We start from the raw sequence: 26,911 nt of genomic DNA, 5'->3' as shown, positions 1-26,911 counted from the left end.
ATCAGACCCGTTAGTTGGTGTTGCCCCTCCCCCAATATGAGGGTTATAGAGTTCTTTAGGACGGTACATTGTCAGGGTTATTCGTGAGTAGGCTGGGCGCAGCCCTAACTAGTTAGGCTGGTTGTATAATCATGACGGTGCACCTGAAGGTTTCAAGAGCAACAAGAAACAGACTGCGAACAATGGGGTTGTTTTTGTCTATGATGCTTCTGAAAGCTGCTGGAGCACCAAGAGACGGACTTGAGGAAAGGGATTCTTCTCTGCCAACAGTGAAACAGAAAGCTGTTAGAACTTCCAGTGTCAAAGTTGTACATGTGAGTTGTATAAATGAGAAAGTCATGATCCCTGTTAAAGAATCATGACCAAAAATAAAATAATTATTTTGCTTTGCTAATACTAACCTTAATTAAGCGTTCAATCTCATTTATTGTTGATTGACCAATACGCTTAAATTCAAAGCTTACTTTCTGGCCATCAGCGCTTCTTTTTACCCTAGCGTAAGTATCCTTATTATCAAAAGCAGCAATATCAGTCACCGTCCATTTTTGCGGTTTATTTACATCATTACAAAGAATACTAAGAACTGAATGTAAACCATCTAAAATTGACTTCTGAACTTCCTCAATATCATTAATGTTAGTAATTTTATTGTCATCCGCACCTACTTCAGATGTTAGCTCTGTCAGAGGAATGTTATTAGCATTAGCGGTTTTTTCAATTCTAGCCAATTTACTATAATAAGTATTAGGTATCCCCTCACTATCTGGGAATATTCTAATAAGTTCTTTACTGATTTTTGCAGCCTGAATTCTCTTTCTTATCGATTCAATACCAATATTAAGATAAGAAGCAAGTTCCTCATTGGTTGTAAAACCCTTATTATTCATGATTTCAAGGTATTTAATACCAACTTCACGATACGAGAATCGTTTTGCCGTTTGTGCAGCATTAACAATACAATCGACATCTTCACGGCTAACCTCTACATCGAAGGCCCATAAAGGTAAGTCAACCGAACATTTTATGCAGCAGTAACGACGCCTACTTCCTTCAATTAGGTAAAATTGGCCGTCCCGGTAGACGGCAATAGCTTCAGTTGTAACCCCATTCTCTTTAATTAAAGGAAGAATTTCTCTAGTAGAGAGATCGTCAACTGCCTCTTGATTTCGTGGGTTTAGTTCATGAACGAGCGTTTTATTAGCAACTTCTGAGCCAGGGACGACAACGTAGCGAGCTTCAACTTTACGCCCATTTGCTAGAGTAAATAGTCGCTTCTGTGTAGGAGAAGTACGTAAAGGTGGAAGTCCGCTTTTTTGATCGACAAATGTACGTTTGCTGTTTCCGGTTAAGTATTTGTCTTTGCTTGTACCGCGTTCAACATCACTCATTATTTACCCTCCTCCCTAACTGAGAAGCTTTTAATTTCATTGATAAGTTGTTGATACACCGACTGAACCGACATTTCAGCAATATCATATTGTTTTGAAGAACAAAGTTCTTCTGATTTTTTAATATCGAGTACAGTACGACCTTTTTCAGCCGCTGCAACGAAAGCCTCTGAATGTTTAATATTTGTTGTCATGAACCGATCACGTACAGTTCTTACTAGTTTATTTAAAGTACGAACCTCATGTTGACTTCTATCATCTACGTTTACTGCAAGAACATTTATCCATTTAATATTTGTTCCCTTAGATGGAAGCTGCTCAAGTCGGTCTGAAATCGTAATCATATAGTTTGTGGTTGATGCAAAATCATATTCTCGTGGTGTAATGGGAACAAGTATTGCATCAGCTGCTTCGTTTGTTGACCAAATAATTGGAGAATCTTGTGGCGGAGTATCTATAAATATAAGGTCATATTTTTCCTTTAATACAGGTATAACCACATCACGAAAACGTGTCAGAAGTTTGAGTCTTGCCTCCTTATCGAGGCTCCAATATTTATCAGTAAATCTATCATCTGTCGGGAATGCAGTTATAACATCCATGTTAGGGAGATGGGTTGAAAATGCCATAGCACCAATAATTTGTGCTTCCGTATATCCCTGTTTTATATATTGTGTAAAGTCATTATCTTCAATTTCACTAAGCAGAACATCGGTTATGGTTAGGTAAACACTATCTTCACTAGTTGAGTGGATAAGGTTATTGCCTAACGAGCCTTGGGGGTCAAGATCAATTACGCAGATTTTTGCATTCAGATTAAGATCCAAAGCGGCCGCGGTAGCAAGTGTTGCTGTTGTTGTACTTTTACCTGTCCCACCTTTATGGTTTTCCGTCACAATAACTCGGGGCAAATACATTTCACGATATTGAATAGTGCCCATCGCTTCCATTATTTTTTGAACATCCCAACGTGTATACAGGTGACTCTTATTCTGGAAGATAGGTTCACCGATCACTTTTTTCTCATGTAGTTCAGAAAGAATTCTACTAAAAGTGTTTCTTGATTTACCAAAGAAGTCCGAAAGAGTTTTTTTATTTAAACAATGGTTATAGATAAGACGATCTAAGCCATCGACTTGTTCATCCGAAACATCAACCCGACTCGACTCCAAGATTATTTCCTTGAGGCTTGCTTGTTCATTTTTCATCTTTAGGCCGATAGTACGAATATCATCTAATATGCTCATGATCTCTCCTTAGGTTAGTCTTCACATTATTCATGAGGATTGAGCGTATTACAAGGTAAAAGTGCATTACAATGCACTTTTATCATATCTTGCGCTCAAAATGAGATTTCGTGCACAGTCTTTTTTGGGCGAGAAATGTACAAACAATCCTCAAGGTATTGATATTAAAAGAAATCTATTTTAACTAGGCAAAATTCACAGATTTGGTGAATTCTGAGACTTTTTCCCAGCCATCCATACTCAATTTTTAAAATTTAGCTAGAACCCATGGGCGCAAATGACTACGCCACCCCTTTACCATGCCCTGCCCTGCCCTTCTCTTTCACCTATCTACTGGAGGCCGGTTTAACGATGTATACCTTCCCAAATTTCGAGGTCGAAAACATGGCTGTTCAACTTATTGGGGCTCCAGACCAGAATTGCCGACTACGAACAATGGGCTTTCATCTACAAGGCATCAGGATTCTTCTGTGGATTCTGATACCGACTTTGTGAAACGTAGTTTGATTGCATCTGTGGGGCTTCATGAGTCTCCATGGGCACGCATGACCAGACTGCCAACAGCGGAGTTGCATTTCATCTGTGGACTTCATGGGTGACCAGAGAATCCTTGGATCCGATTACGAACAAAAGGTTTTTTACACCTGCAAGCATCAGGAATCTGATAAGGCTTCAGATAGCCGATTGCGAACAGACAGCGGGATGGTTTTATCTGCAAGATATCTGGAAAAGTCTGAGGATTCAGATAGCCGTTTTATAAAAAGGAGTTGAAATCATCTATGGGGCTTCATGAGTTACGAGAGGATCACATGAGCATAGTGCGAACAACGGGGTTGTTTTCACCGGCTGCACATTATGAGTCTGCTGCGGCTTCAGGTATCTGCCTGCGAACAACGGGGTTGTTTTCACCGGCTGCACATTATGAGTCTGCTGTGGCTTCAGGTATGCGTCTGCGAACAAGGGGTTTAACTGGCTACACATCGGTAGCCTGAAGAGACTTCAGGTAACTAACTGAGGACAAGCTGAGGGGGTTTAACTTGCTGCGCATCAAGGGTCTGATGAGGCTGGAGGTATCTGACTGCGAACAGGGAATTGTTATCACCTGCTGTACATCATGAGTCTGCCGTGGCTTCTGGTATCCGACTGCGAACAACGGGGTTGTATTCACCAGCTGCACATAATGAGTCTGCTGTGGCTTCTGGTATCCGACTGCGAACAACGGGGTTGTCTTCACCTCCTGGACATCATGAGTCTGCTGTGGCTTCATGTATGCGTCTGCGAACATGGGGTTTAACTTGCTGCGCATCGGGGGGCTGATGAGGCTGGAGGTATCTGACTGCGAACAACGGGAGTGTTTTCACCGGCTGCTCATTATAAGTCTGCTGTGGCTTCAGGTAACCGACTGCGAACAACGGGGTTGTTTTCACCGGCTGCTCATTATGAGTCTGCTGTGGCTTCAGGTATCCGACTGCGAACAACGGGGGTGTTTTCACTGGCTGCACATTATGAGTCAGCTGTGGCTTCTGGTATCCGACTGCGAACAACGGGGTTGTATTCACCTGCTGCACATCATGAGTCTGTGGTGGCTTCGGGTATCCGACTGCGGATAAGCTGAGGGGGGTTAACTTGCTACGCATCGGGAGTCTGATGAGGCTGGAGGTATTCGACTGCGAACAACGGGGTTGTTTCACCGGCTGCACATCATGAGTCTGCTGTGGCTTCAGGTATGCGTCTGCGAACATGGGGTTTAACTTGCTGCGCATCGAGGGGCTGATGAGGCTGGAGGTATCTGACTGCGAACAACGGGATTATTTTCACCGGCTGCACATTATGAGTCTGCTGTGGCTTCTGGTATCCGACTGCGAACAACGGGGTTGTTTTCACCAGCTGCACATCATGAGTCTGCTGTGGCTTCTGGTATCCGACTGCGAACAACGGGGTTGTTTTCACCAGCTGCACATCATGAGTCTGCCGTGGTTTCAGGTATCCGACTGCGAACAACGGGGTTGTTTTCACCGGCTGCACATTATGAGTCTGCTGTGGCTTCTGGTATCCGACTGCGAACAACGGGGTTGTTTTCACCAGCTGCACATAATGAGTCTGCCGTGGCTTCAGGTATCCGACTGCGAACAACGGGGTTGTTTTCACCAGCTGCACATTATGAGTCTGCTGTGACTCTGGTATCCGACTGCGAACTACGGGGTTGTTTTCAACTGCTGCACATCAGGAGTCTGATGAGGCTTAAGGTATCTGACTGCGAACAAGGGGGTTGTTTTCAGCTGCTGCGCATCAGGAATCCGCTGAGGCTTAAGATATACGACTGCGAACAGGGATCGTACTGCATATGTGGGGCATCAGAATTTAGAGGCTTCCGGGATGTAGCTGCGAATAACGGGATGATTTTATTCATACAGGTCTTCATGAGTAAGTTAAGTCACAAGTAAATCACCGGGAAGAGGGGAGGTGTTCAGCATATTATCACTTCAGGTAATTGCGGAAGCTCAGGGGATGACTGGTAAATATCGAAGGGGGAGGATATGTGAAAAAAAAAGAAGATGGGTTTTCAGGTCATGTAAAAGAAAAGGGGAGGGGGCTAGGCATATCAGCTATCTTTATTAAAAAAATACAAAAACCAGCCAGAAGCTGGTTTTTGGAGTGGTTAATAATTATTTTAGTTGAGGGAATTCAACAATAAAACCGGAGGCACCGACAACGCCAGATACTCCAGGGAATATAGGGACAACAACGTCATTTCCTACAGAACCTAAATCTATTTGAATTTCTTTCGTTTCACCTGGAGAAACAATGTTTCCAATAACACTAATTGGGAATGCTGAGTCACCCCTAACAGTAATTAAAGCTGTCTGAACGCCTTTTGCTAAGGAACCATCATTACGGCGTAACTGACTTGCTTTAAGAACAGCCAGAGGTTCACCTGAAGAAAGGTTTAACGGTTTGTTAACCGCAAGGGTATTAAGTTTATCAAGAACAATGAGATTCTTAGGATAATATGCAAAACGGATAGATTTTGATGACTCATTACCTGCATCATCTATAGCTTTAACTACAAGTGTGTATTTATCAGTTTTTTCATCAAGTGATGGAAACAAACGAGGATAAAGTGGTGTGTATGAACCATCTGTGTTATGGGTAAATCCTAATTCTACATCATCTGATGCAGGGCCTCCTTGAAGAACCATTTGAGAAATCTTGGACTTACTTAAAGCATCAGATACATCTACAGAGATGTTTTCTAATCCATAGACTGTACTTTCTGATAACAGTGGTTTACCTTCATACGAAAAAGAAATTGAAGGAGGGGAGTTATCAATAACAAGAGATCTGAACGGCAACTGAGAACTGTTGTTAAAAGTATCAGTGGCCCTGAATGTTAAATCATACTTCCCTTCAGGTATAGCCGATAAATCAAATGCATAAGTATAGTCCTCTCCAGACATCGCAACTTTTGTGCCCGTCAGAAGAACCGTATTAGAAATTGTATCCAGTATCTCTACCTTAGAAAGCATCAAGACATCACGCCAATTGCCATTGCCGGGTTGTGTGACATAAACAAGGACAGACTTATTCTCTTCTTTGTAATCATACCCTGTGATCTTAGGTATTAAATCTGTATTCCAAATGCTACGAATCTCAAATTGATTTGATGTAAGTGTCTTATCTTGATTGCGAACTATAAAATAATGAGCTAAGTAACCATTCCCTTTGTTTATTGCGTATGAAAAAGGACCTGTGCAAGAACTTTCTCCGGGCTCAATAGTACAAACTTCGTAGCCTTGTGTAATGTTATAAAATGACTGCACATAATCTCTAGGATCTACAAACACAGTTATACTTTGATATTCACCTGGCAAATCCATGTTTGTGAATTTCATTGTGCCAGCAGAAAAATCGCCAATTGTAGAAAAGTTTGCTGCGAAGGATTTTATTGATGGGGATTTCGGAGCGATTGAACTTAACTTAACATTATACGAAGCGTTACCACCACCGTACTGGTATCCATTGTGAATAGTAAATGATGTTCCTACTGGGGTGGATTGTTTTATATATACATAACTATTATCCTCAGTAAGCAAAGAACCGAAGGATAAACCAGCTTTGTTATAAGCCCTATAATTATGTTTGGGAATTTTGTACACAAGAGTGACAGGGTTAGTATTAACAGTCATCCCTGCTGTATATTTAATGTAGCCAGACGAAATGCCGGGAACAACACTAGTTGAAGAATTGGGGTCTGCAACTGCAAATAGCTCATATTCACCTGCAGAAGAATCAAATACAAATTTTTGGTCGGGGACTTGAGTAACATTTCCGGCTTTATCATAAAGGAATGCTCGAAAGCGAAACTCTACATCGGCATCCGACACTGGCATCCAGGTAGCTTTGGCTATCGTTCCTCCACCTTTAGTTATTGGGGCTGTAGCAGCTCTTGACCCTTCGTCGTAGGTCATTGTATAGCTGGATTGTGTTGATCCATCTGGTTTTATTATTTGAACAATAGCCTTATCAAAACCAGATAGATCATTGATATTCTTAATTGCAAGATTTATAGCAGACTCTTGACCTTGGCCAAGTTCCCAGCGAGGTCCCGTTACAACCATGTTGTACCCAGGAATCCATGGTACAGAGAAGTTATCAGACGTAGGGCCTACCGTATCTATTATAAAAGGATGAGATGTTGTTGAAACAACGGTAGATTTTGAGTCTAAAATCTCAGATTTTATGGTGTAACGACCATCACTGATAGGTGGAATAGTGACAGTCTTTCCGTAAAAGATATTTCCATTAGCGGAAGAAATCCTATCATCAACAGAGATGATACTTGTTGTTGTGCTGTAAACAGCACTGTTATCAGCATCGCGAGTTACGGTTAAGCGGATTTGTTGATCCAAGCCACCAATGAGGAGAGCGTTAAAATTCCCATGTGGATTAAGATAGGGCGCACTTTCAGGGACACTTTTTTGCGCCCCATTGATATCTGTAAAGGTGTACTCGTATACCCGGGCCTGGGCGTTGGAAAACATGCTCGTGGCTATTGAGAGACTCAAAGCTAAAGCAGAATGATGTAAGAATAGTGAAAAGCGCATAGGAAACCTTTTTATGTGAGAAGCCACGAAAGTTACTTTTCAAAGACACTCATAGGTCTATACGAGAATAGTATCATGTGAAATTTTTGGGTTTCCGACATAAGAGAGCAAAAGAAAGAAATGTCACCATCTTTTGATAGTGACATTTTCACTCCGAGGTTCAGCTGAGTTGCGAAAGGATACTTTCTGCAACAGCAATCTGCTTAGTTGAAAGATGACGACCACTTTGAATCGTAAGCGTAAGGCTTTTAAGGAAGGGGTTTTTGTTGCTTGAAGACATGATTTGTCTCTCAAGGGCTGATAAATTTTTTCCTTGACTCTCACGCCAGTGTCGTGAAGAAACAATCTTTTTAGCAGCTAGATAATTCTTTTTAAAAAGCATTTGAAGCGTGAAACACTCTTTTATTAAGGTACCTTGTTTGCCCGTACCTTTACACGAGGTACATTTTCCTAAAGAATTTGCATAACTGATACGATGACGACCTGACCCTTTACAATATGAGCAGATAAAATTTTTTTCATACCGAGCAGTGCCGTTGAATTCATTAATATTGAAAACAAGTTTATTATCAATTAACTGACCGTCAACTGAATACCAACTTTCATTCGAATGTGTCATGGATAGGCCCCACCATCGCGTTATGTATGACACAATTAAATCAAATGAAAAAGGCTTGTACATACCCTATTTTAAAAATACAAAAAGGGCGAATAAGGAGTTAATTTATATACATCAAAAACATTCACTAATAAGATCGGAATGGATTTTATTCAGTGTCTATAACGAAAGGAAGGTATTTTTAGGTTAAGTTACAATAAAATAAGGAGCTGTAAAATAGCCCCTTACTTTAAAGACGAATAGGTTCAAAGAAGTAGTTAATCCTCTTCTGGATTAGCCTCCGGAAAATTATTCATTGCTACCGGGGGAACCAATACTGCAACAGGTTCTCCATTTTCTGGAAAAGGGGGGATTCCCTGCATCTCGTTGATTTTACTATCAGACATAGCCCAATCCTCTATCATTTAAATTATCTCGTTGTTTAAATTCAAACTGCGGAATCTAAATTCAATAGCGAAAATTCGTTTTCCTGACTTTCTGAAGCGGGCTCCTCCATAGGATCATTAGCTGGCAGCGCATTAGAGTTTACCTCTGATGTTACTGATGGGTCAGAACTAGAAAGTTTTCCCTTTGTTGTTTTACGCTCGAGCTTAGCTTCATGGCCACGAATAGAGTCATCAGAGTTAAATATAAGTTCAATTAGATGTCTGTCAACTTCAATATTTATTTTTTCGTTGGGTCCAATCTGATTGAGATCAAACGAAGAGGGCAGGGAGGCTCGTAATCTGTTGCAAACCTCTTTAGTACTGGCTGCGAGATTTTGTGCCAGTTTACGAGGAATTGGTTGCACTCCCAGTGAAGATTTAGTGACCCTGACAGCCTTAGGACTACCATGAGACTTAATTATTTCGGCAACATTCAGAGGAAGGGTATCACTCCCTGTGGAATTATTAATAACCTTTATCTTGGCGTTTAGGTCGGCCCGAATTTTATCAAGAGCTTCCTTTTCACCAAGATCACGAATTAATTCCAGACAGAGTGTGTACGAAATCACATCCTGACTGATCAACGTCTTTAATTCGTCATCGATGGTTGCAAGAGAAATGATTTGGCGAACTGCCATTTCAGAAATGTTTTCCCGTTGTGCAACCTGCTCAACAGACATCCCGGCATCATTTACCAGTCTGCTATAGGCAATGCCGCGACCTACGGGGCAAAGGGGGAGAGATTTCGCCCCATCCAGAGAATGCCATTCTTGTTCTATCTCGTCCCCCTGGAACTCACGCAATCTAACTAGGATGGGCAGACCTGATTCTTGTTGAGCCAAAAGCGCAGCTCTTGTACGACAGTTCCCCTGTCGAACAAGTGGTTTACCGTCAACAATAACGACAGTTATAGGGTCAATGTCTGCCCCATTCAGAAATGCTTTTTTTAGATTCTGAATATGCTCGGCAGGTTTAGGTAATTTGTAGTATGCCTCACCCAAGCCCATCTCACGGCAGTTCCAGTTTGGAACTAACACTAATGCCCTTGGGTCGATCATAAACGGTTGGCCATTAACCGCTTTGTGGCAAATGTCAGGATTTGCGTCACTAAATTCCCGCAAATTTTTGACTAGCCTCCCGTTCCGCTCTGTAGAGATAAAAAAGTCAGCTGTTTGTTTCATTTTCTTACCTATGACTGATTCAATCCTGAAATTAGACTGTACAGTATTATTTTGTAAAAATTTCTCGCTATGTGGTCAAAAAAGCCAGTTTGGAATATTTTTTGTGAAAGTTACTTTTACTGGTTGTTTACAATGGGTAGAGACCTTCAATTAAAACGCTAACACTATGAATATCAAGTGTTTTATGCTTTTTAGTGTAGGTGACGAGGCCATGACGGCATAACAACTGTACGTGTTGAAACGTTGCAGGAGCAATGTCACTAAGGGAAACCTCTTCAGTTTTTGAAAGTAACTTTTGCAGTAGGCTGTATAGTTCCGGGCGCTTGGCAAAAAAGAGAGTTGTCAAAAAAACAGACGCCGAATTAGTCAGTTCCCAAAGTTTGTCAACAACTCTAGGATTGATAGTAACACTAGCCATGCTGATAGACTGAAAATCTATATCGTGACTGATTTCTGTAAAAACCGAGCAGGTTTGACAGATATTACTTTTTTGTATCTCGATTCTGAACTCTATGAGCAGCAACAAAAAGTAAGAAACTTCAGCAAGTGTATAGTTGACTTGCCTGATTCCGAGTGCCTGACAAACACGTCCCGATTTTTCTATAAGTTCAACAAGTGAAATATTGAACTGAAGTTCTTGATGGATTGGTTGTCTCGCGTTCAGCCCCAGCAAAATAGCAAACCATAAAGGTTGATACCGCAAATGCATCACCGGTCCGGATAAACAAAACTTAGCCTGTTGAAAGTTACTTTTACCTTTAACAAGAAGTGGAGTGATATCACAAGAGGTGATCTCAACTTTATTTTGATCACAATTAAAGGTAGCTTTATGGTTTTTTCTAAAAAAATCCTGCAATAACCCTAACTCTTTGTAATTCTTATGACTATTCATAACGAGTAAGTATTGCCTCTTTAAAAGACTTATAATTTCTGTTTGGTAACCACTGTCACTTAATCAGAGAAGATGAGATCATTTTCACCAGCAATATACTCATATTATTAACCCAGAGTCGTTTAACAACTTGGATATTGCAATTAATTATATTGCCAAGAATGAACCCTGATGGGTGCGTATCATAAGCAATAAAATGCCGGTGGTCAGAGGTCTCCAAAAGTAAAGACGAAAAATTCTCAGAAGAGTATTTTCTGGTGAGCACCTGAATTTTAATTACGGTGAGAGCCAGATACAGTTTGGTACCGATTTTGGCAGTAAAGGGCCGAACTTGAAGGCTGATTGCTGAACTTTTTCTATACCCATTAGGTTTCAGACATCGAAATTGTAACATTGTAGGAAAGTAACTTTTATCCAATTTTTGGATGAGTGCTGAGTAAAAATTACTTTTACCCTGATTGGGAGCCTCTAAAATAACTTTAAGAAAGCTTTTAATAAGTGCTTGTTCAGGTGATTTAAATGGCATCTGTAGAGAGTTTTTAGAAGCCCACTCGTACACAGGATATACTTTTTCCATAACAGGCGGCAATGAGCCAGAACCAGCACACTGGAGGCAGTTTATACCTGAACCTAAACAGTCAGGGCATGGACGGCGAACTTCCATAAAACCGTCTGAATCCGGTTCAGCATCTGAGATAATTTCATTATCTTTTGTGACCCACATATTTACCTCCCTCACAAATATTCCAATCCTATCAGGAAAAGATCGCTAGGTAAGGGGGTATTTTTATGTCACCAGAACCAGCTGACATCACAAGCAGGGGAGCGGTAATACTTCCGATTATCCCTATGGTATCTATACGATTAATCAGTAATTCTTGAAACAAGACGCCATTACTCCAGCTGCAACGTTAACCTGTTTAGCTTGAGTCTGTATAGGTATTACGCTGACATTAGAATGTACGATGTTGTTTATCTGCTTGATATTTACAGAAAAAACTTTGCTAACAAAATCAGCGTCAATTCTTGAGAAAATCTCAGATTCGGTTAGTTTTGAGTTGCGAATAATACGACTTGTATTGTAAATACTGAGCCCATCAATATTATAACTCAAGGCTAACATATTGTTATGTAAGGTAATTTTAAGATTTAACCCAGCGACCTCTACCATCCGACTTTTCATGATATTCCTTTCATGACAAACATAAGAATTCTCTTAAATTTACATTTAGAAATGGCCCATGGGAAGAGGGTAAAAGCGTAAGTTTTATCTTCTATAGCTGATTATGTTCCAACGTGCTATGTGTAACCGTAGTCTTTTAGATAATTATTCTAAAAATGACATTAAATTATTATAAATCAATATGTTAAGTGGGTTACAATTTATTCAAAATTTCTCCATTTTCTCTACATTTTAGGACCATTTTTGGAGGATTTGTGCGCCTCTTTTGATGACCCACTAATTATGGTAGTAAAGCTGGAAGGGGAAAATTAACACCTGAACTGTATCGCAGCCAAAAAGTGACTTTTCTCTACTCCCTGGCTCTCCTTGCTGCAGAAGTGAACATTAAGATGGTGACCAATAGTCACTTTTTTAAAGGACATCAGAATTTATCAGGTCCAAAAGTAACTTTTATGATCGCAAAAACAGTGTTTGCGTGGACAAAAAAGTGACTTTTTCGAAGAAACCAAGAATGTTCAGGAGGATAAAAAGGATATCGGGAGAAAAGAAGTTGTCAAAATCTACTTTAAAATCAATATGTTTTCTTTGGAAAAGTGAAATGAATGAAACAGGGCGCAATTTGTAACTAATTGATAATGACATGTCGATAAGAAAAAAACTCATTGAAAAGTAACTTTTATAACTTCAGCGTTTTCTCTTTTTTGTTTAAAAAATTTGTTTCTTAGTTTGAAAATCAAAAATTAACCCAGGGTATTCTCCAATTGCTGGTTAGTCACCAGAATACATATACAATTTTCGCATTCAGGAGTTTCACAATGATCCAGAAATCAATGGCTATGAGCGGCACTACTGCTAACTACACTCTGGCTGAAAGCCTGCGTAATATGCTTAGCAATAAAATGTTCCAGGTATTTATTGCGCTGTTGTGCGCTGCGTTGTTCTCATCTATTGCTTTGGCGGGCGGGGATGACGGAGCCTTGGGTGAAATTTGGACCCAACTTTCAGAAGCTTTAAGTGGCGCGCCCGGGAAGGCACTGGCCGCATGTATGCTGATCTCTGCATTCTACTTCTCCATCGGCCGTCCGAACCCGGGTTTGGCACTCGTTTCATTCCTGATGATGATGATTTTGGCTAACGGCGAAAAAATCATCACCGGATTCCTTGATGCGGGTGTTGTGCTTTAAAAAAATTTTTTGCTAAACGAGCAAAACAACAATTTGGGGACGAAAGTCCCCTTTTTATTACCTGTACAATAGAGAGCATGATGACTACTGGTGGTAACTGAATGGAAAATAACTACACATACCGCTTTCCATACCGGATTAATTTACCTTTGCTGATTCTCTTTTTTGATGCAAAGCAGATTGGTGTTGTTATGGGACTCTTGGCATTCGGGAACATTTTTGAATGCATGACGATAGCCACAGTAACCGCAGTTGTTTACTGGGTCTCATACAACAAAGCTAAGGAAAGCTCTGTACGGGGGAGATTGAAACATAAACTTTGGTGGAATGGTTTTCTTCCTGGAAGAACTGTTTACCAGAGTCGATATTTCTCTGATCCCTTTATGAGAGTGCTGTACAGCTAAATTAACCCCGGAGAAGTAATGAACGAGAAAAAGTCACTTTTAGAGAACGTCATGAACTTCTTCAGGTTTGTACCGAAGAAGAAGACAGTTGATAAATCAAAGGATGATGAGGCTGACGACGTCCAGCATGAAAAAACTGAAAGTTACAGCAATGATAAAATTCAACGTCATAAGTCCATCCTGAATTTGTCAAAAGAACTCGAGCCTCCCAAAAAAGGGAAGAAAACGGGTGCTGAACTTACCTACAGTCAGTTAATTCAGCGTGACAAAAAATTAATCTTAAACAATGGATTATTGACGGTGATTGCTGGCCTTTTGGTAATTAAAGTGGTCTTTTTTTCCACAACTGAGGTCATTGCCATCCCTCCGGATATGACTGAGGAAGTTTCCGTTGCCGGAAGTAAGGCAAGTGAGTCATATAAGACGCAATGGGGGCTATTTATAGCAACCACATTGGGGAACATTAACCCTAAGAATGTTACTTTCGTTACCAGTTATATTCTTAAGATGTTTCCGGCATCTAAACAGAGCGAGTTAGAAGCAGAACTCAAAAAAGCCTCGGATTTAATGCTTGCCAGAAAGGTTGATCAAACGTTTGTTGCAGAGGACGTCAACTTTTTACCCAGTGATAATGTTCTTTATGTATGGGGTACTCGCAAAACTAAATTCCTAAACGTCTCTGATAAGGAACAAACTGAGCGTTGGACTTACGAGATGGTTTTGAGTGTGAAAAGTGGGCGACCTCGAATACTGTATCTGAACCAGTATTCAGGGACCCCTAATATCAAAAAAGTTACAGTTAACGGGAAGGTATTGGAAAAAGAGTTCACTGAAAATACCGATATGAACAAGCAACTGAACGAAGCAGAAGCTCAATAATATGAAAAGAAAACTCTTAGGTATACTAATCACATTAAACGTGCTGGCTCCATTTGTTCATGCAGATGAACCGTTCAGTATTCCGGCGTCGGCAGTGAATACACAAGCTTTCGATGAACCACCTGATTCCGCCGAAGCTATGAATATTGTAACTAATGCAGTTAAACAAGTTCCGGGGACAGTGGCTGTTAATCAACCACCAATTGACAGCAATCAGCCGCCTGTTAATTCGAACCGCCCGACAACTGCACTACCTGCTGCCCCCGGACTTTCACCAGCGAGTGCTTCTTCACCAGCGGTTCGGTCAATGACCGATTCCCTGTTGAACAATACCCCTTCTGAGGGGCCTGGACAGAAAGCGGTAAACGAAGCAAAAAAACGGTATCAGCCAATGCAAAACGTCACGGTGCCGCCGGGTGGAAACATTGTTCTCCCTGTTTCATTAGGTTTACAAAACCGTATCCAGACGACTTTTAAGAACGTAAGCGTTTCTACAACTGCACCGTCAGAAGATACAACCATCTATGTAGAAGGTGGCAGTGTCTTTATAACAACTGTAAAAGATGCGCCTATAGGTATCATGTTGTCCGAAGAAGGGGTTCCTGAATCAACATATAACCTGACATTGATCCCCATCGATGTACCGGGAGCTATGATTCGTGTTCAAACACAGTTAACGCGAAACATGGCCATTGAACGTGATCGCCATATCGCTGAAAACACAAATAAAGAACTTCTTGAAAAAGCGCAATCGGGTGAGCTTGACGAAAAAGCTATTGCTCAGGATGACCGCAAACAAAGGATAATAGATATTCTTTATCCCGTTGCTAACGGTGAGGTACCTACCGGTTTTGCACTCCAACTAGATAAACTTTCGGTTATACCTAATAACGAAAAATCCCCTTGCCGGTTTAATTTTTACGCAAAACTTGGGCAACGTCTTATTGGGGCTCGTGAACTGGTTGATGTCATTCTTGTGCAAAACACACTGACATATCCATCGGTTGTTGATGACCAAAAATGCATAACACCAGGTGTGATTGCTACCGCAATCTTTGATAAAGCATTCTTACAACCGGGTGAAAAGACTGAGCTGTATATCCTTCGTGACAAGCTTTACCAGGAACGGGAGTCACGAGTAACTAAACGACCAAGTCTGATTAATGAATGACAAAGAAAAGTAACTTTTCAATTTTCACTTGGGGCATTTTGTTCAGTGTTGGTCTAGGGGCAGGCTTTTTTATAGGAAATTTAGCAAAGGAACGCACCGCGATGGTTCAAATTGTGCCATCGGAATATACAGTGCAAGAATCAGCGCCCCCTAGCTTTGATGATTTTAAGGTATATGACTCTGACAAATTGCTATCTGATAAGGATTTCACTCGAAAGGGTAGCTTAGATTCAAAACCGGATGAAAGTTTTGATGAAAAAAGCATCACCACACTTGATCAGAAAACCAATGAACAGGCAATAGAGTTGCCTCACATTGAACTGGATAGTGATAGTCAGTTCTATGAGCAACTCGAAAATAACGTTTTCAAAAATTTACGGGCTGAGCCTCCTTACTCTGTACCGCAGATAGATGAAAAGGTCAGGTCATTGAGGGTAAAGAGATATTTACCACCAAGTAATAAAGGTCAATATAATGAAAACTTTGAAGCTGAAGGAATTGTGGGAAGAAAATAAAGCAATTCGAATTGCTTTTTTGCTTGTCCTAGCATTAGCGGCTCTTGTGATGGTAACCATGACGCTTATGGGCGGAGATGATTCGAGCAAGAAAGCTAAAAAAATTAAGCCTGTGACTAACTTGCTTGACACTTCTTCCATCGTCAATATGGATGAAGAAGGTCAGAAAAGGTTTTTGCAAACAGTTCAGCAGGAAAACCGTAAAGATCAACAAAACATGTTGGATCAGGTAAAGCAAATGGAAAAATATAAGGCCGAAAATTCCAGTGAGCTGACTGAACTTAAAATCCAAATTAAGCAACTGAACCAACAGATCTCTGATATGCAGAATGGAAAGGGACCTGCGAGCAATCGTAGTCTTGATAACCGCGTAGGCCAGCCGGTCTATGAAAATCAGCAGCAAAATCCAGCCTATCAGCTAAACCGTAATGCAGAAGGGAATCGCAATCAGGAAATACCAGTTGCAGGAGGGATTGCGCCTCAACGTACTCAGTTGGTACGCACTATAACCAGCAACAGCATTACCACGGCCAATAACGGTGTGCTTGAAGTGACACCAATTGTTGAAAAGAACATTACTAACGCGAATCAAAAGCGGGTCGTTAAAGCTGGACCTGGAGCTGCTATCGCAGGAGATGGTACTAAGCCGGTTGATAGCAATGCTCGCCACTCAAAGCGTGCTGAAGACCAGTATTTGCCTGCTACGTCTCAACTGTATGCAGTTCTGGTGACAGGTGTTGAAGCGCCGACATCATTGTCGTCTCAAGAAGAACCTTTGGGAGTAACGTTCAGGGTTAAACGCGATGTGTTTTTACCCAATAACTACAGAATGGATCTACGTGACTGCAACCTCTTAGGGACTGCTCGTGGAGATATGGCTTCTGAACGAGTCTATATCCGCACAACTAGTCTGAGCTGTGTTAATTCTAAAGGCAAAAGCTTTGATATCAAATTGGAGGCATACGCTGTTAGTGAAATCGATGGTAAAGCCGGTATCAAAGGTACGCTTATCTCCAGAAACGGTAACGCCATTATGGGTAGTGCTTTTGCAGGTGGACTTAGTGCGCTGGCGCAGGGACTGAGCCCAAGCAAAGTTAGCCAGTTGAATATCGACCCTAACTCACAAGCACAATACCAGGGACCTAATATTGGTGCTCTTGGCGCTGTGGGTGCAAGCGGTATGGTCTCAGGAGGATTAAACAAGCTGACAGACTGGTATACCCACATCATTGATCAGCAGTGGCCAGTTGTAGAGCTTTCTCCGGGTATTAATGCGACTTTTGTCGTTCTTAGTGGTGCATCCATCCCAACCAATTTATCGGCGAAATAAACATGACTCAACCAGTAAAAGATGAAGACCAACATGACGCTGATTTTGAAAAAGTGTCAAGCGAACAGAAAAGCCTGACATTCTCACTGTCTTATTCTTTAGTCGAAAAGGCTGTTAAAATCATCATTGTCGTCGCTATCCTGGTATGTATTTCAGTGTATATTGGGAAGAGAATGAATGAAGGAGACGGACTGTTTCATAAGAGCGTAAAAATTGCCATTCTTAACCCTTCTGCTTTAAATGAACAGTATTTAAAAGCACACAATGGAAAAAGTGAAGGTTATCTCCCTTATATTCGCAAGTTGATGGCACTTTACCGAGCACGTGATTTCCTGGTGCTCGATATGAATTATGTCATTACACGACCATCAACAGTAAATGAAATAGCTTACATAGATGAATCAGAAGTAGAAAGCGAACTGACTGAATATGGTATAGACCCTAAATATTTTGAGGGTAAACAGTGATTATGAGAAAGTTACTTATCAAGTTGCTCGCGTGTATAGCACTACTCCATTCAACTCATTCTGCTGCAGCTGATAAGTATGATGCAGAAGCTGCGGCGTTAACACGCGCTGCTGCTGAAAATGGTCTCGCTTTAAATCAGTCGTCAAGGGGATTAGTTAGCCAGCTTAGTCCTTACCAGCCAAAGGATGCTGTCTACTTACCGACGGGTGGGATTTTTTTATTTGAGGATCAGCGAAGTGGCTTCACCCTAGTTACCACAACGGGTCGCTACTCTTTTTCAGAAGGTAAAGTTTATGATGTTCTCAGGAAAAAACAAGTGCACTCGATATCAGATATCCGAGAAAGTTACTTTTTACCATTGAACGAAGCACCGTTCAAACCTGAGGATGCCTTTACTATCCAGTTCGGGAATCCGTCCCTCAAACGACAGGCAGTTATATTCATTTCTCTTGATTGTCAAGATTGTATTGACTTTCTGAAAAAGATGAATGAAGAAAGGGAAGTTGTTCGCTTTGATATTGTTATTTTACCCAGCCCTGGCGACTCAGCTAAACGGGTAAAACAAATGTGGTGCTCTGTTAAAGCTGGTAAAATTACCAATTACGATATTCTTCAGTCGTTATTAGGAAAATCAAAAGATATAAACAACCGGCTTATTCCTCATGAAAATCTGAAAGATTGTTCAGTAGAACCTATCGTTACAGGTCTATACCTGGCATCCATTTATAACGTTCAAGGCATCCCATCTGTAGTTCGTGAAGATGGAGTGTTGGGCAATGGATTACCGACTGATTATAAAAACTGGTTAAAACTGAACTTACAACCTTTGCTTAAAAATCCCTTTAACAAATAAGGTATATAAATGAACAATATCACGAAATTTCTCATGTCTGTTGCTGCGGTGTCTTCTTTATCAGGTTGCATAGGTCAATCTGAGAGCAGCTGCCCAGGTATTGAAAAAGGTGTGCTGTGTATGGGGCCTCGGGCAATTATGGAAGCCACTAACAATCATGACGATCTCAAATATTTAAAAAAGGAAGGTGATGAGGGAAAGCAGGATATTGCAGATAGCAAATATCCAACGTCGTTGACTCCGCCACCGGGCGTGCAGTACCCAAAGAAACCGGTACTAAGTGCTGGCCCTAAACCCTTGTTCACCGGAACTCCTAAGCCGGTGAAGCCGCTGACAACAGCGAGTTATGTGTCGCAGCAGCGCGTACCAGCAGGAAAGGGACTGTATTCAGAATTTGATGGCAAGCCGGTAAACCCAACGCTGAGTTCATATCAAGAGCGTCAGTATCAGGTACAGGGTACGAGACAAGCTGTTATCGCTCCTGAGCCGCTGGCTGTGTTAAGACAAGGCAAAGTTATGCGTGTGCTTATCGCGCCTTACACAGACGATAACGACGCTTTGAACCTCCCTGGCTATGTATATGTCAATGTTAAGCCTCAAACGTGGGTGGCAGGTGATTCAGCATTAAAAAATCCGGCGCGAATTGTCCCACTGGAAATTCAGGAACGCGCTCGTGACAACATGCAGCAGCAGCAACGTAGTACTAAAGGCGTAACGGCGAATGGGGTTACCGGTAGTTCTTTCTAGCCACACGCATAAATATAGTGTTCCACGGAATGTAAGGTAACAGTATGAACAATTCACGTCTCGCAAAAGAACTTGAAAGATATAACTTAGGGCATTTCATTCCCGTGGTCGACAAAATGGTGGATGCCCCTTATTTTTTGCTGGAAGATAACGCGGTAGGTTTCTTTTTTGTCTGCAACCCTTCTCCTGGATTGTATGATAACCAACAAAACCTATTGACGGATCTGTTTAAAATGGATTTTCCTGCGGAGTCCATTATGCAAATGACACTGGCCGCTTTACCGGATGTCAACATATCATTGTCCCGTTGGTTACGTCGCAGAGGTAACAGGATGGGAGGTAGGGATAATGAAAAAGCTGATCTTCTTACCGTATACTCACTGGATTACCTGACAAAAAGTCAATATGAGCCTTTGAAAGAAGCTGATGGCATTAAGATCACGCAAGCTGATGATTTGAAGCTTAGGAATTTCGAGTTGTGGGTAACGGTTAGGATACCTATTAAAGGTTTTTCTCCTAATGAATCCGAATCCATGCAACTGGATGGCCTTTTTAAAGACCTTCTATCTAAACTAGAAGGTTTAACCTTGTCACCAATTGTTGGTAATGCTGATACATGGTTGTACAGTGTTGATAAAATATTAAACCCCGGAAAAGACTCCAGATGGAAATATGGTGGACTTGAAGCTAGTACATTAATGCCATTAAATAATCAGGTCAACATTCCAGGAAGGAAATATGAGGTGGGGGAGGATTATTTCGCGTCATTGTCTGCTGATGATGATGAGACAGCTCAACGATATTTTAAGCATTTGTCGATGACAAAATTCCCTGAATATGTCAACTTTGGTGCTGTTTACGAGCTGGTTGTTGACTGGATGACTGGAAGCAAAACCATTTTCTCTCCTTTTATTATCAACTTCTGTATACAATTCCCACATCAAAAGAAAATACAGAAAGAGTATCTTCGTTATAAAGCGATAACAGATAATCAGTCAAAAATACCTATTGTTATAAAATATCTTCCTCGCCTTGCCGATATGGACAAGGATTACTCGGCATTGACTAGAGAGTTGGAGGATAAAGCTAAACTACTACAAACTTACATGACATTTATCGTCATGGATAATACACTGGAAAAAGTGAAAATAGCTGCAAAAAGTCTAATTAACTATTACAGCGAGAAAAAAATCGTTGTGGCTGATGATAGTTACATTTGTTTTTCCGGTGTCATGTCGGCTTTACCTTTATGTAATGATCCGTCGACTTTTAGAGATATGGATCGTGGTGATGTAATGACTAATAAGGGTGCGGCTCACCTAGCTCCTATCTTTGGCCCGTGGAAAGGAAACTCCACAAATCCAGTCATTCCATTTGTAACCCGCGAGGGGCAGTTGGTTATGATTGATATTTTCGAAACTTCAGCCAGTTATAACGTATGCGTAGGGGCTACCTCAGGGGCAGGTAAATCATTTGCAGCAAACAACATTATTCTCAACTATCTTTGTTCTGGCGAGCATATAAATCCGCTTTATCATTTTGATGATATTAGAGGTCTGCTTACGGCAGATAAATACGATCCGCCTCTGGACCTGAATGGCAAATTTAATGCGTCACCAGATGGTGCTCAGGTGTTTGTTGTTGATATCGGACGTTCATATCAAGGGCTTGCTGAGCAATTTGAGGACTCTCAGTTTATTGATTTTGGAGTTGACGCTACCTTTTCTCTTAACCCTTTCGCTTTCCTGGTGAGAAAATATACAGGAGATGAATCATTGGAGGGGTTAACGGGAAATTCAGGTGAAGAAAGTAAAGAATCAGACATTATTGCTCAAACAATCATGGTTCTGAATCAACTAAAACTAATGGCTTCAAGTAATGGTAACATTAGTTCTTTACAGGAAGCAGAAATGATTCGTCTTATTGCTGAGGAATCAAATAGCCCTGAAGATGGATATCTTCCTTCAGTTACTGGCTTCGCTAAAAAATGCATGAAGCATGAGATACAAGAAATTAAAGATATAGGCATTCAACTTGGACCTTGGTGTGAAGGCGGCATTTACGGTAGGAGGTTTACAACATCATTGCCACCCATTAATTTTAATAGCCGCTTCATTGTACTTGAACTTGAAGAACTCAAACCTACACCACATCTTCAGTGGGTTGTGTTAATGTCGATAATCCAGGCGGCACAGCATGCTATGTTTATTAAAAAGGATGGTCGTCGTCGTTTGTTTATACTTGATGAGGCCTGGGAGTATATCGGCGAAAGTAATGGTGATGATACTGCTGTTAACTTTTTTACCAAATTCCTTGAAGCAGCATGGCGTCGTTTCCGTAAAACAAACTGTGCAGGGATCTGTATTACACAGAGCTTCGAAGACTTCTACAAGTCGCCAATCGGTGTAGCGATAGCCAACAACTCACCATGGAAATTTATTATGAAGCAGAGCCCAGAGGCGATTGATTCAATGGAGAAAAATAAATATATTTCAGCTTCAGCATCAGAATATGAACGGATGAAGATGATCAGGACTGTAAAGTATGTTTTTTCAGAGATTATGATTCGTTTTGAGAACGTGCAACAAATCGTCCGTCTTTATGTTGATCGTAAAATGGAGCTTTGTTTTACTACAGACCCGGCTGACCGACGTAAAATATGGAACCTTGTTAATGACGGATATACGTATGCCGAAGCAATTGACAGGGTTTATGAAGAAGAGCTAGTACAGTTAGGCATGAAAACAAGGCAGGTTGCTTAAAGAGAAAAGGGGCATAAGCCCCTTTTTTATTGTAAAGTAACAGGTTGTGACATGACTGGACGCAAATCCACAACAACTTTATCCCGTACTTCATCAATATTTACACTTAAGGGATATTCACCAGGAAGAGCGCTAGTGACCACAACGGGTGGACTATTAGTAAAAGCTCTCTCTGCGGTTGGCGCTGGTTTGTATATCATGAGGGCAACATTTCGGTAGTCTTTGTAAAGGATACCAAATGTTTTTCCTTCCTGTGTATCTGGTATATCCACTTTAATTGGTGTCAAACCCATTCTTTCCTTTGTGATCACATTAATGACTACAGCTCCTTGGGGATTTGAGTCAATCGTATAGGTAAAGGCCCATGATGCACTTGTTGTCAGAACAATAGCGAATCCAGCTAAGCAAACTTTTTTAATTCCACGAGCTATAAATAACATCATTAAATTCCTCTTTTTCTTTAGCAGAAGTAAGCTTAAACTGCATCATCACTTCAATAGGGACAGTTGTATCCTTCTTATCCTTGGACAAACCATTGAATGTATTGTTAATGAAAATTAACTTTATATCATCTGTATAGCACAGACCTAATAATGCTACATTAGGAACCATATATGTACTGACTGTAGCGGGAGGAATGAGCAACTCCCCCTGAGACTCATATCCGCAACGATTTCCGTATAAGGAAAGTTTATCTACAGTCATAAACTCATTATAACCATTGTCAATTATAATATATACGTCGATACCTGCATTGACTACGCGAACAGAATATTTCCCTGTAACCTTCCCTGGCATTTCAACTGTTTTAACAGGGCTAAAGTTAATCGCAGGTAGCGTTTTATGCCATCCGGGTGTGTGGTGACAAGCTGTTAGTAAAATTATTACAAGGAACATCAGACTATTTTTCAACATGAGTTTCTCCGCTAATGTTCATTATTATTTTTTCATGTGGATAGGCAACAATATTTTTAGTGTAATATTGTGATCCCGCAAGCATATTATTTCGGGTAATTATAAAAGCCTCCTTATCAAAGCTCACAGAAGTAAATTTGTCGACCTGTACTTCATAAAAACCTTTCTTCAGTTTATTTATATTACCAAAGCCTGATAACTTAACAACCTTATCATTATGAGACATTCTTTTTTGATTTGGAGAAACTTTATATTCAATTAGCTTTGTCTCTTTTGCAGCACTAATTGCTTTACCGGGTAAAACAGTAAGTACGTTTGGTTTCTTCTTCCCTGTAATGTAGACTATTGGAATGAAATCGTAGAGTTTTTCAGCTTCTTTAATTTTTAGTATGACGTTACTCCCAGGTTCTACCCAAATCATGCCATCATCTTCTGAGAGAAGCGTACTGTGGCCATTTTTTATGATTACAGAGTATTTAATTTCCGGTAAGGAGAGGATTAATGGGAATGATCTTGTGTGATTGCTAATTCGAATAAATTTTGTGTTGTCAATTTTGTTTTTAAAATAACTTGTTTGGACAACAATGTTTTTCATTTTCTGGTCAACCATAACATCAGAACTTAGCTGGAGCTGAGAGCCTGCCATTACGTAGCTTGCTTTTGGAAACAATAAGATAACACAAGCTAAATTCTTAAAACTCATAGCAACTCCCATATTCACTTTCAGTGATGTCAAGAAATCGAATTTTGAAATCCAGTGGTGCATTTGAGAGTCCATCCCAGTTGTTAGGGAACAGACACAAGGTTGATTTAGCTAGTTCAGTTTGCCCTGTGAGAATTCGTTTTAATTGATCAGGTTGATGCACCCCTAATACTACAAGCGATATATCATCTATTGTCTTTCCTGATTCTAGAAAATACCTAGTTCTGGTTATATTACTCGCCATAATGCGTAAGTTTTGGTTATCCAACTTGTTCAAGGTTGCCATGAGAGTGTTCCAGTTACCACCATCGTGGGGGATATCTGACGAACCAATTATGTATGTTCCTAGTTTTGTTTTGAGATTTATTACCAGTGGGTAATCGATTTTATAAATATCACGTTCAAGCAAAATCTGGTCGTAAGAGTCATGCCAGCTTCCACCTAAACTTCTCCAGTGTTTACGAGTATGTGTATCCGGAAAGTACCTGAAGGTTTTAAGGTACTTTTGAGTAATAGCATCAGTCATAAGTAATTCATGAAAACCTACCACAGTGAAAAAATGAACTTTCCTGTCACCAAATTTTTTGTAAACCACTGCCTCAAGCAACTGACAGGGGGAAGGGCCCCAGTCAAATAAATTACCAGTAGTTATAACAACCACCTCATCTCCGGACTGGGTCAGTTTTGAAAGGCCCTTGAGTAACAGTTCAAAATGTCCATAAAGGTCACTGACGATAAGAATTCGTCCTGTAAAATCAGTAAGGTCAATACTTAGATTTGAAAGAATAGTCATTTATCACCTCTGTGTGATCATACATTTATGAGGGATGTGATGACGTCGCCAGAGAGGAAAAAAGCTATTTTTACAATATTTTTTTTCAGTACATTGTTAGATTTATGTAAAAGTGACTTTTTAATGGTTGATGAGAATCATTCCCATGTAGGCATGTAACACACTCGGTTTAAATGCAACCAAAGGTCTGACCTCCAGCGCGGGCTAACTCATTCTTTCCAAGGTTAAAGAATTGCCTCAGTGCCACATTTGTAAGCGCAGATCCAGTGAAAAGGCATGTTATCAAACACTTGGTGTTTCGTTATAACATATTGATTTAAATGGTGATACTGCAATGTAAAAGCAAGGCATACTTTGATTGCTAAAGTTAAAGATCCTGTTACCAAATCACAATCCAGATTCTTATTCGAGCTAAATTGCGTGCATTCTGATAAAAGTAACTTTTGGCGCGTTGTAATGAGCTCCTTTCGATTGATGATCTAGTTCAACAAGTGAATAATACGAGCCCTTAGAATTATGAGCGGTGCAGATATCGGTAGCTTACATGTTAAGCTAAGATTAGATAAACCTACAGGTTCAGAGCGAAAGTTAACTTTTTCTCACTCTGGCTGAGGTAGGAATACTTTGTTTTTGGTATGATTTTTAGCGACACACTATCCATCAAAGCACATGAGTAACTACAGATGACAGATGGCATGATTTACCATGGGGTACGAAAGCAGGAACTTCTCAAGATTATTGAGCGCTCTGGCTTAAACTTCGAAGAAGCAACCAGTAATTTTGGGTTTGCTGACAACACCCGCAATCCACTTTCTTTGATCCTGGATGGGTATTTTATTCAGATAATTCCTATGGCCCGAGAGGAACACAATTGGGAAATAGCTCCAGTAGATACTGTTATCTTATCCATTATTATACCCCCTTCGCTTGATGAAGACCCAGATGAAAACACAATGACAATAATGTCGGATTGTGGAATAGCTGAGTTTGAGCTTGAAGATGCAGGCATCAGAATTAACAGAATGATAACATTTGTAGGTGGTGCTACAGCAGAAAATTTCCTACATCAACTTAGAATTCTTTACATTACTGCATGCCAGACCCAAGGGGGATTTGATGACGATGAAGATAGTGAGTATTAAAAAAGTTAGTTTCTTCATAGTTCCACTTATTACCCTGCTAGGTATTTATTCTCTAACTATGAATAAACCAAGCCTGTCGAGCTTTAAGCAAAACTCGGTTCATGCCGTAAGTCTGGCGGGCGCTGAAACCAGTATGAATTTTAAGATCGTTGATGAAAAAACAATAATGATAAACAACATTCCTTCTGTTGTTAAAAAGGAGTACATTAAAAGTCTTAGCTCTACAGAGGTTCCACCTGGTGCTCCATCGGGAGACTATCTAATGCTAGAGACCAGTGCTTATATTTTTGCGATGAAGCAGTCTGGAGGGAATACATACATTGGTCTGGTGAAGGATTTAATCAACGAAGGTGAAGGACATATTTGGTGGAAAATATAAATAATGATGTTCCACAGCATCAACCTTACCGAAATGAAAAGGTATTTAATTCCGGCAAGACTGCACTTGAGCTCAATTATTCTGAGACAAATGGCAGTGTGAATCTTATCCTTGCTGGGCCTTTAGCATCTAAGCCGGGCGCGTTTGACTGGACTGGGCAAAAGGCCTTTTCAACAAAGCTGAGTGATGATGAAGTGATCGCTTTGTGTATGGCGTTTCTTCGCCTTACTCGTGAGGCTGTTCTGAAAGATAAAAAAACAAAGCACCATAATAAGCAAGTCTACAAAAACGTAAAAGTTACTTTTGATGGTAAATCCACAGCAATGTTGGAGGGGGGCGTTGTAGCTATCAACAAAGACGAGCGAGACATTAACTTTATACATAAAATTAGTATTGATCCTGCCGCCTGCCTTCGCTTAGGTCTTTTCCTCTTATCCGTCATACTGGCCCGAAATCCAGGGGTTCCATCTGACGCGGTTCTAACGTGCATGCGTCTTAATGCAAATGCTCAACTACAAAAGTAACTTTTCTGTCCAGCCATTCCCGTTTTACGGGAATTTCAATGAAGATACTTCCCTTAATGGGAAAAATACGCTCGGTTCATAGGATACATTAGATGTAACTAT

28 protein-coding genes are annotated in these 26,911 nt (G+C 40.6%); 15 read left to right on the top strand and 13 right to left on the bottom strand.

What is annotated here, in order from left to right; translation table 11 throughout:
* Positions 1-377: 377 nt before the first annotated feature.
* Entirely contained in the window at positions 378-1,388 is a 1,011-nt protein-coding gene (locus tag LGL98_RS26050; protein ID WP_226651949.1) for a ParB family protein, read from the bottom strand.
* Positions 1,388-2,635, bottom strand: coding sequence for a ParA family protein (locus tag LGL98_RS26045; RefSeq protein WP_226651947.1), 1,248 nt, complete (start codon positions 2,633-2,635; stop codon positions 1,388-1,390). Before LGL98_RS26045 ends, LGL98_RS26050 begins: the two co-directional genes overlap by 1 nt.
* A 1,740-nt stretch (positions 2,636-4,375) precedes the next feature.
* On the opposite strand from LGL98_RS26045, the gene LGL98_RS26040 reads away from it, so the two are divergent.
* Both LGL98_RS26040 and LGL98_RS26035 read left to right on the top strand, forming a co-directional pair.
* Positions 4,376-4,810, top strand: coding sequence for a hypothetical protein (locus LGL98_RS26040; protein ID WP_226651945.1), 435 nt, complete (start codon positions 4,376-4,378; stop codon positions 4,808-4,810).
* A 364-nt stretch (positions 4,811-5,174) separates the two neighbouring features.
* Positions 5,175-5,330: a hypothetical protein gene (locus tag LGL98_RS26035; RefSeq protein ID WP_159186161.1), complete on the top strand. Its 156-nt coding sequence runs from the start codon at positions 5,175-5,177 to the stop codon at positions 5,328-5,330.
* Here the strand turns inward: LGL98_RS26035 and LGL98_RS26030 are convergent.
* The 7 genes from LGL98_RS26030 to LGL98_RS26005 all read right to left on the bottom strand — a co-directional run bounded on the left by LGL98_RS26030 (position 5,302) and on the right by LGL98_RS26005 (position 12,040).
* Positions 5,302-7,740, bottom strand: coding sequence for an Ig-like domain-containing protein (locus LGL98_RS26030; RefSeq protein WP_226651943.1), 2,439 nt, complete (start codon positions 7,738-7,740; stop codon positions 5,302-5,304). The two genes, LGL98_RS26035 and LGL98_RS26030, sit on opposite strands and share 29 nt — an antisense overlap.
* A gap of 160 nt (positions 7,741-7,900) precedes the next feature.
* Positions 7,901-8,359 (bottom strand): hypothetical protein, encoded by a 459-nt coding sequence (locus tag LGL98_RS26025; protein WP_075886550.1) that lies wholly within the window; start codon positions 8,357-8,359, stop codon positions 7,901-7,903.
* 257 nt (positions 8,360-8,616) lie between these two features.
* Positions 8,617-8,745, bottom strand: coding sequence for a hypothetical protein (locus LGL98_RS26240; protein WP_004026499.1), 129 nt, complete (start codon positions 8,743-8,745; stop codon positions 8,617-8,619).
* A 41-nt stretch (positions 8,746-8,786) separates the two neighbouring features.
* Positions 8,787-9,965 carry a hypothetical protein gene (locus tag LGL98_RS26020; protein ID WP_004026500.1) on the bottom strand — a complete coding sequence of 393 codons (1,179 nt, stop codon included), beginning with the start codon at positions 9,963-9,965 and terminating at the stop codon, positions 8,787-8,789.
* A 127-nt stretch (positions 9,966-10,092) separates the two neighbouring features.
* Positions 10,093-10,857, bottom strand: coding sequence for a hypothetical protein (locus LGL98_RS26015; protein ID WP_032721044.1), 765 nt, complete (start codon positions 10,855-10,857; stop codon positions 10,093-10,095).
* A gap of 55 nt (positions 10,858-10,912) precedes the next feature.
* Positions 10,913-11,581: a DnaJ-like cysteine-rich domain-containing protein gene (locus LGL98_RS26010; protein ID WP_130166044.1), complete on the bottom strand. Its 669-nt coding sequence runs from the start codon at positions 11,579-11,581 to the stop codon at positions 10,913-10,915.
* A gap of 144 nt (positions 11,582-11,725) precedes the next feature.
* Positions 11,726-12,040: a hypothetical protein gene (locus LGL98_RS26005; protein WP_060612089.1), complete on the bottom strand. Its 315-nt coding sequence runs from the start codon at positions 12,038-12,040 to the stop codon at positions 11,726-11,728.
* 815 nt (positions 12,041-12,855) lie between these two features.
* On the opposite strand from LGL98_RS26005, the gene LGL98_RS26000 reads away from it, so the two are divergent.
* The 10 genes from LGL98_RS26000 to LGL98_RS25955 all read left to right on the top strand — a co-directional run bounded on the left by LGL98_RS26000 (position 12,856) and on the right by LGL98_RS25955 (position 22,353).
* Positions 12,856-13,224, top strand: coding sequence for a hypothetical protein (locus LGL98_RS26000; protein ID WP_004026504.1), 369 nt, complete (start codon positions 12,856-12,858; stop codon positions 13,222-13,224).
* Between the two features lie 101 nt (positions 13,225-13,325).
* A complete protein-coding gene (locus LGL98_RS25995) occupies positions 13,326-13,628 on the top strand; it encodes a type IV conjugative transfer system protein TraL (RefSeq protein WP_024198097.1) in 303 nt (100 codons plus the stop codon).
* Positions 13,629-13,646: 18 nt separating this feature from the next.
* Positions 13,647-14,507 (top strand): TraE/TraK family type IV conjugative transfer system protein, encoded by an 861-nt coding sequence (locus tag LGL98_RS25990; protein WP_004181802.1) that lies wholly within the window; start codon positions 13,647-13,649, stop codon positions 14,505-14,507.
* Between the two features lies 1 nt (position 14,508).
* Positions 14,509-15,678, top strand: a complete 1,170-nt coding sequence (locus LGL98_RS25985; protein ID WP_004026506.1) for a TraK domain-containing protein — start codon at positions 14,509-14,511, stop codon at positions 15,676-15,678.
* Complete coding sequence (locus LGL98_RS25980) at positions 15,675-16,193, top strand: hypothetical protein (RefSeq protein ID WP_065810701.1); 519 nt, start codon at positions 15,675-15,677, stop codon at positions 16,191-16,193. Before LGL98_RS25985 ends, LGL98_RS25980 begins: the two co-directional genes overlap by 4 nt.
* Positions 16,153-17,523 (top strand): TraB/TrbI/VirB10 family type IV secretion system protein, encoded by a 1,371-nt coding sequence (locus tag LGL98_RS25975; RefSeq protein WP_032721050.1) that lies wholly within the window; start codon positions 16,153-16,155, stop codon positions 17,521-17,523. Before LGL98_RS25980 ends, LGL98_RS25975 begins: the two co-directional genes overlap by 41 nt.
* Positions 17,524-17,525: 2 nt before the next feature.
* Complete coding sequence (locus tag LGL98_RS25970; protein ID WP_032721051.1) at positions 17,526-17,990, top strand: membrane protein; 465 nt, start codon at positions 17,526-17,528, stop codon at positions 17,988-17,990.
* 2 nt (positions 17,991-17,992) lie between these two features.
* Positions 17,993-18,844 carry a thioredoxin domain-containing protein gene (locus LGL98_RS25965; protein WP_060612082.1) on the top strand — a complete coding sequence of 284 codons (852 nt, stop codon included), beginning with the start codon at positions 17,993-17,995 and terminating at the stop codon, positions 18,842-18,844.
* Positions 18,845-18,853: 9 nt separating this feature from the next.
* Complete coding sequence (locus LGL98_RS25960; protein ID WP_072011307.1) at positions 18,854-19,591, top strand: TraV family lipoprotein; 738 nt, start codon at positions 18,854-18,856, stop codon at positions 19,589-19,591.
* 44 nt (positions 19,592-19,635) lie between these two features.
* On the top strand, positions 19,636-22,353 hold the full coding sequence (locus LGL98_RS25955) for a TraC family protein (RefSeq protein WP_060612080.1): 2,718 nt from the start codon (positions 19,636-19,638) through the stop codon (positions 22,351-22,353).
* Positions 22,354-22,379: 26 nt separating this feature from the next.
* Here LGL98_RS25955 and LGL98_RS25950 read toward each other — a convergent pair whose 3' ends face one another.
* From LGL98_RS25950 to LGL98_RS25935, 4 genes are read right to left on the bottom strand one after another with little or no spacing between them, the layout of a single operon-like run.
* Entirely contained in the window at positions 22,380-22,796 is a 417-nt protein-coding gene (locus LGL98_RS25950) for a hypothetical protein (protein ID WP_014386510.1), read from the bottom strand.
* Positions 22,768-23,268, bottom strand: a complete 501-nt coding sequence (locus tag LGL98_RS25945) for a hypothetical protein (protein WP_060612078.1) — start codon at positions 23,266-23,268, stop codon at positions 22,768-22,770. The genes LGL98_RS25950 and LGL98_RS25945 overlap by 29 nt, the downstream gene beginning before the upstream one ends.
* Positions 23,255-23,971, bottom strand: a complete 717-nt coding sequence (locus LGL98_RS25940; protein WP_065810699.1) for a hypothetical protein — start codon at positions 23,969-23,971, stop codon at positions 23,255-23,257. The genes LGL98_RS25945 and LGL98_RS25940 overlap by 14 nt, the downstream gene beginning before the upstream one ends.
* Positions 23,961-24,764, bottom strand: a complete 804-nt coding sequence (locus tag LGL98_RS25935; protein ID WP_004181793.1) for a metallophosphoesterase — start codon at positions 24,762-24,764, stop codon at positions 23,961-23,963. Before LGL98_RS25935 ends, LGL98_RS25940 begins: the two co-directional genes overlap by 11 nt.
* A 683-nt stretch (positions 24,765-25,447) precedes the next feature.
* Here LGL98_RS25935 and LGL98_RS25930 point away from each other — a divergent pair.
* Genes LGL98_RS25930 through LGL98_RS25920 form a run of 3 tightly spaced genes read left to right on the top strand, consistent with a single transcriptional unit; the run spans position 25,448 to position 26,809 of the window.
* Complete coding sequence (locus tag LGL98_RS25930; RefSeq protein ID WP_004196672.1) at positions 25,448-25,906, top strand: hypothetical protein; 459 nt, start codon at positions 25,448-25,450, stop codon at positions 25,904-25,906.
* Positions 25,881-26,285 (top strand): hypothetical protein, encoded by a 405-nt coding sequence (locus LGL98_RS25925; protein ID WP_060612074.1) that lies wholly within the window; start codon positions 25,881-25,883, stop codon positions 26,283-26,285. Before LGL98_RS25930 ends, LGL98_RS25925 begins: the two co-directional genes overlap by 26 nt.
* A complete protein-coding gene (locus LGL98_RS25920) occupies positions 26,273-26,809 on the top strand; it encodes a hypothetical protein (protein ID WP_004181791.1) in 537 nt (178 codons plus the stop codon). The genes LGL98_RS25925 and LGL98_RS25920 overlap by 13 nt, the downstream gene beginning before the upstream one ends.
* Positions 26,810-26,911: the final 102 nt, after the last annotated feature.

The sequence above is a fragment of the Klebsiella africana genome, assembly GCF_020526085.1.
GTDB classification, from domain to species: Bacteria; Pseudomonadota; Gammaproteobacteria; order Enterobacterales; family Enterobacteriaceae; genus Klebsiella; species Klebsiella africana.
The sequence above is the reverse complement of the archived record's forward strand: the minus strand, read 5'-3'. Positions and strand labels throughout refer to the sequence as shown.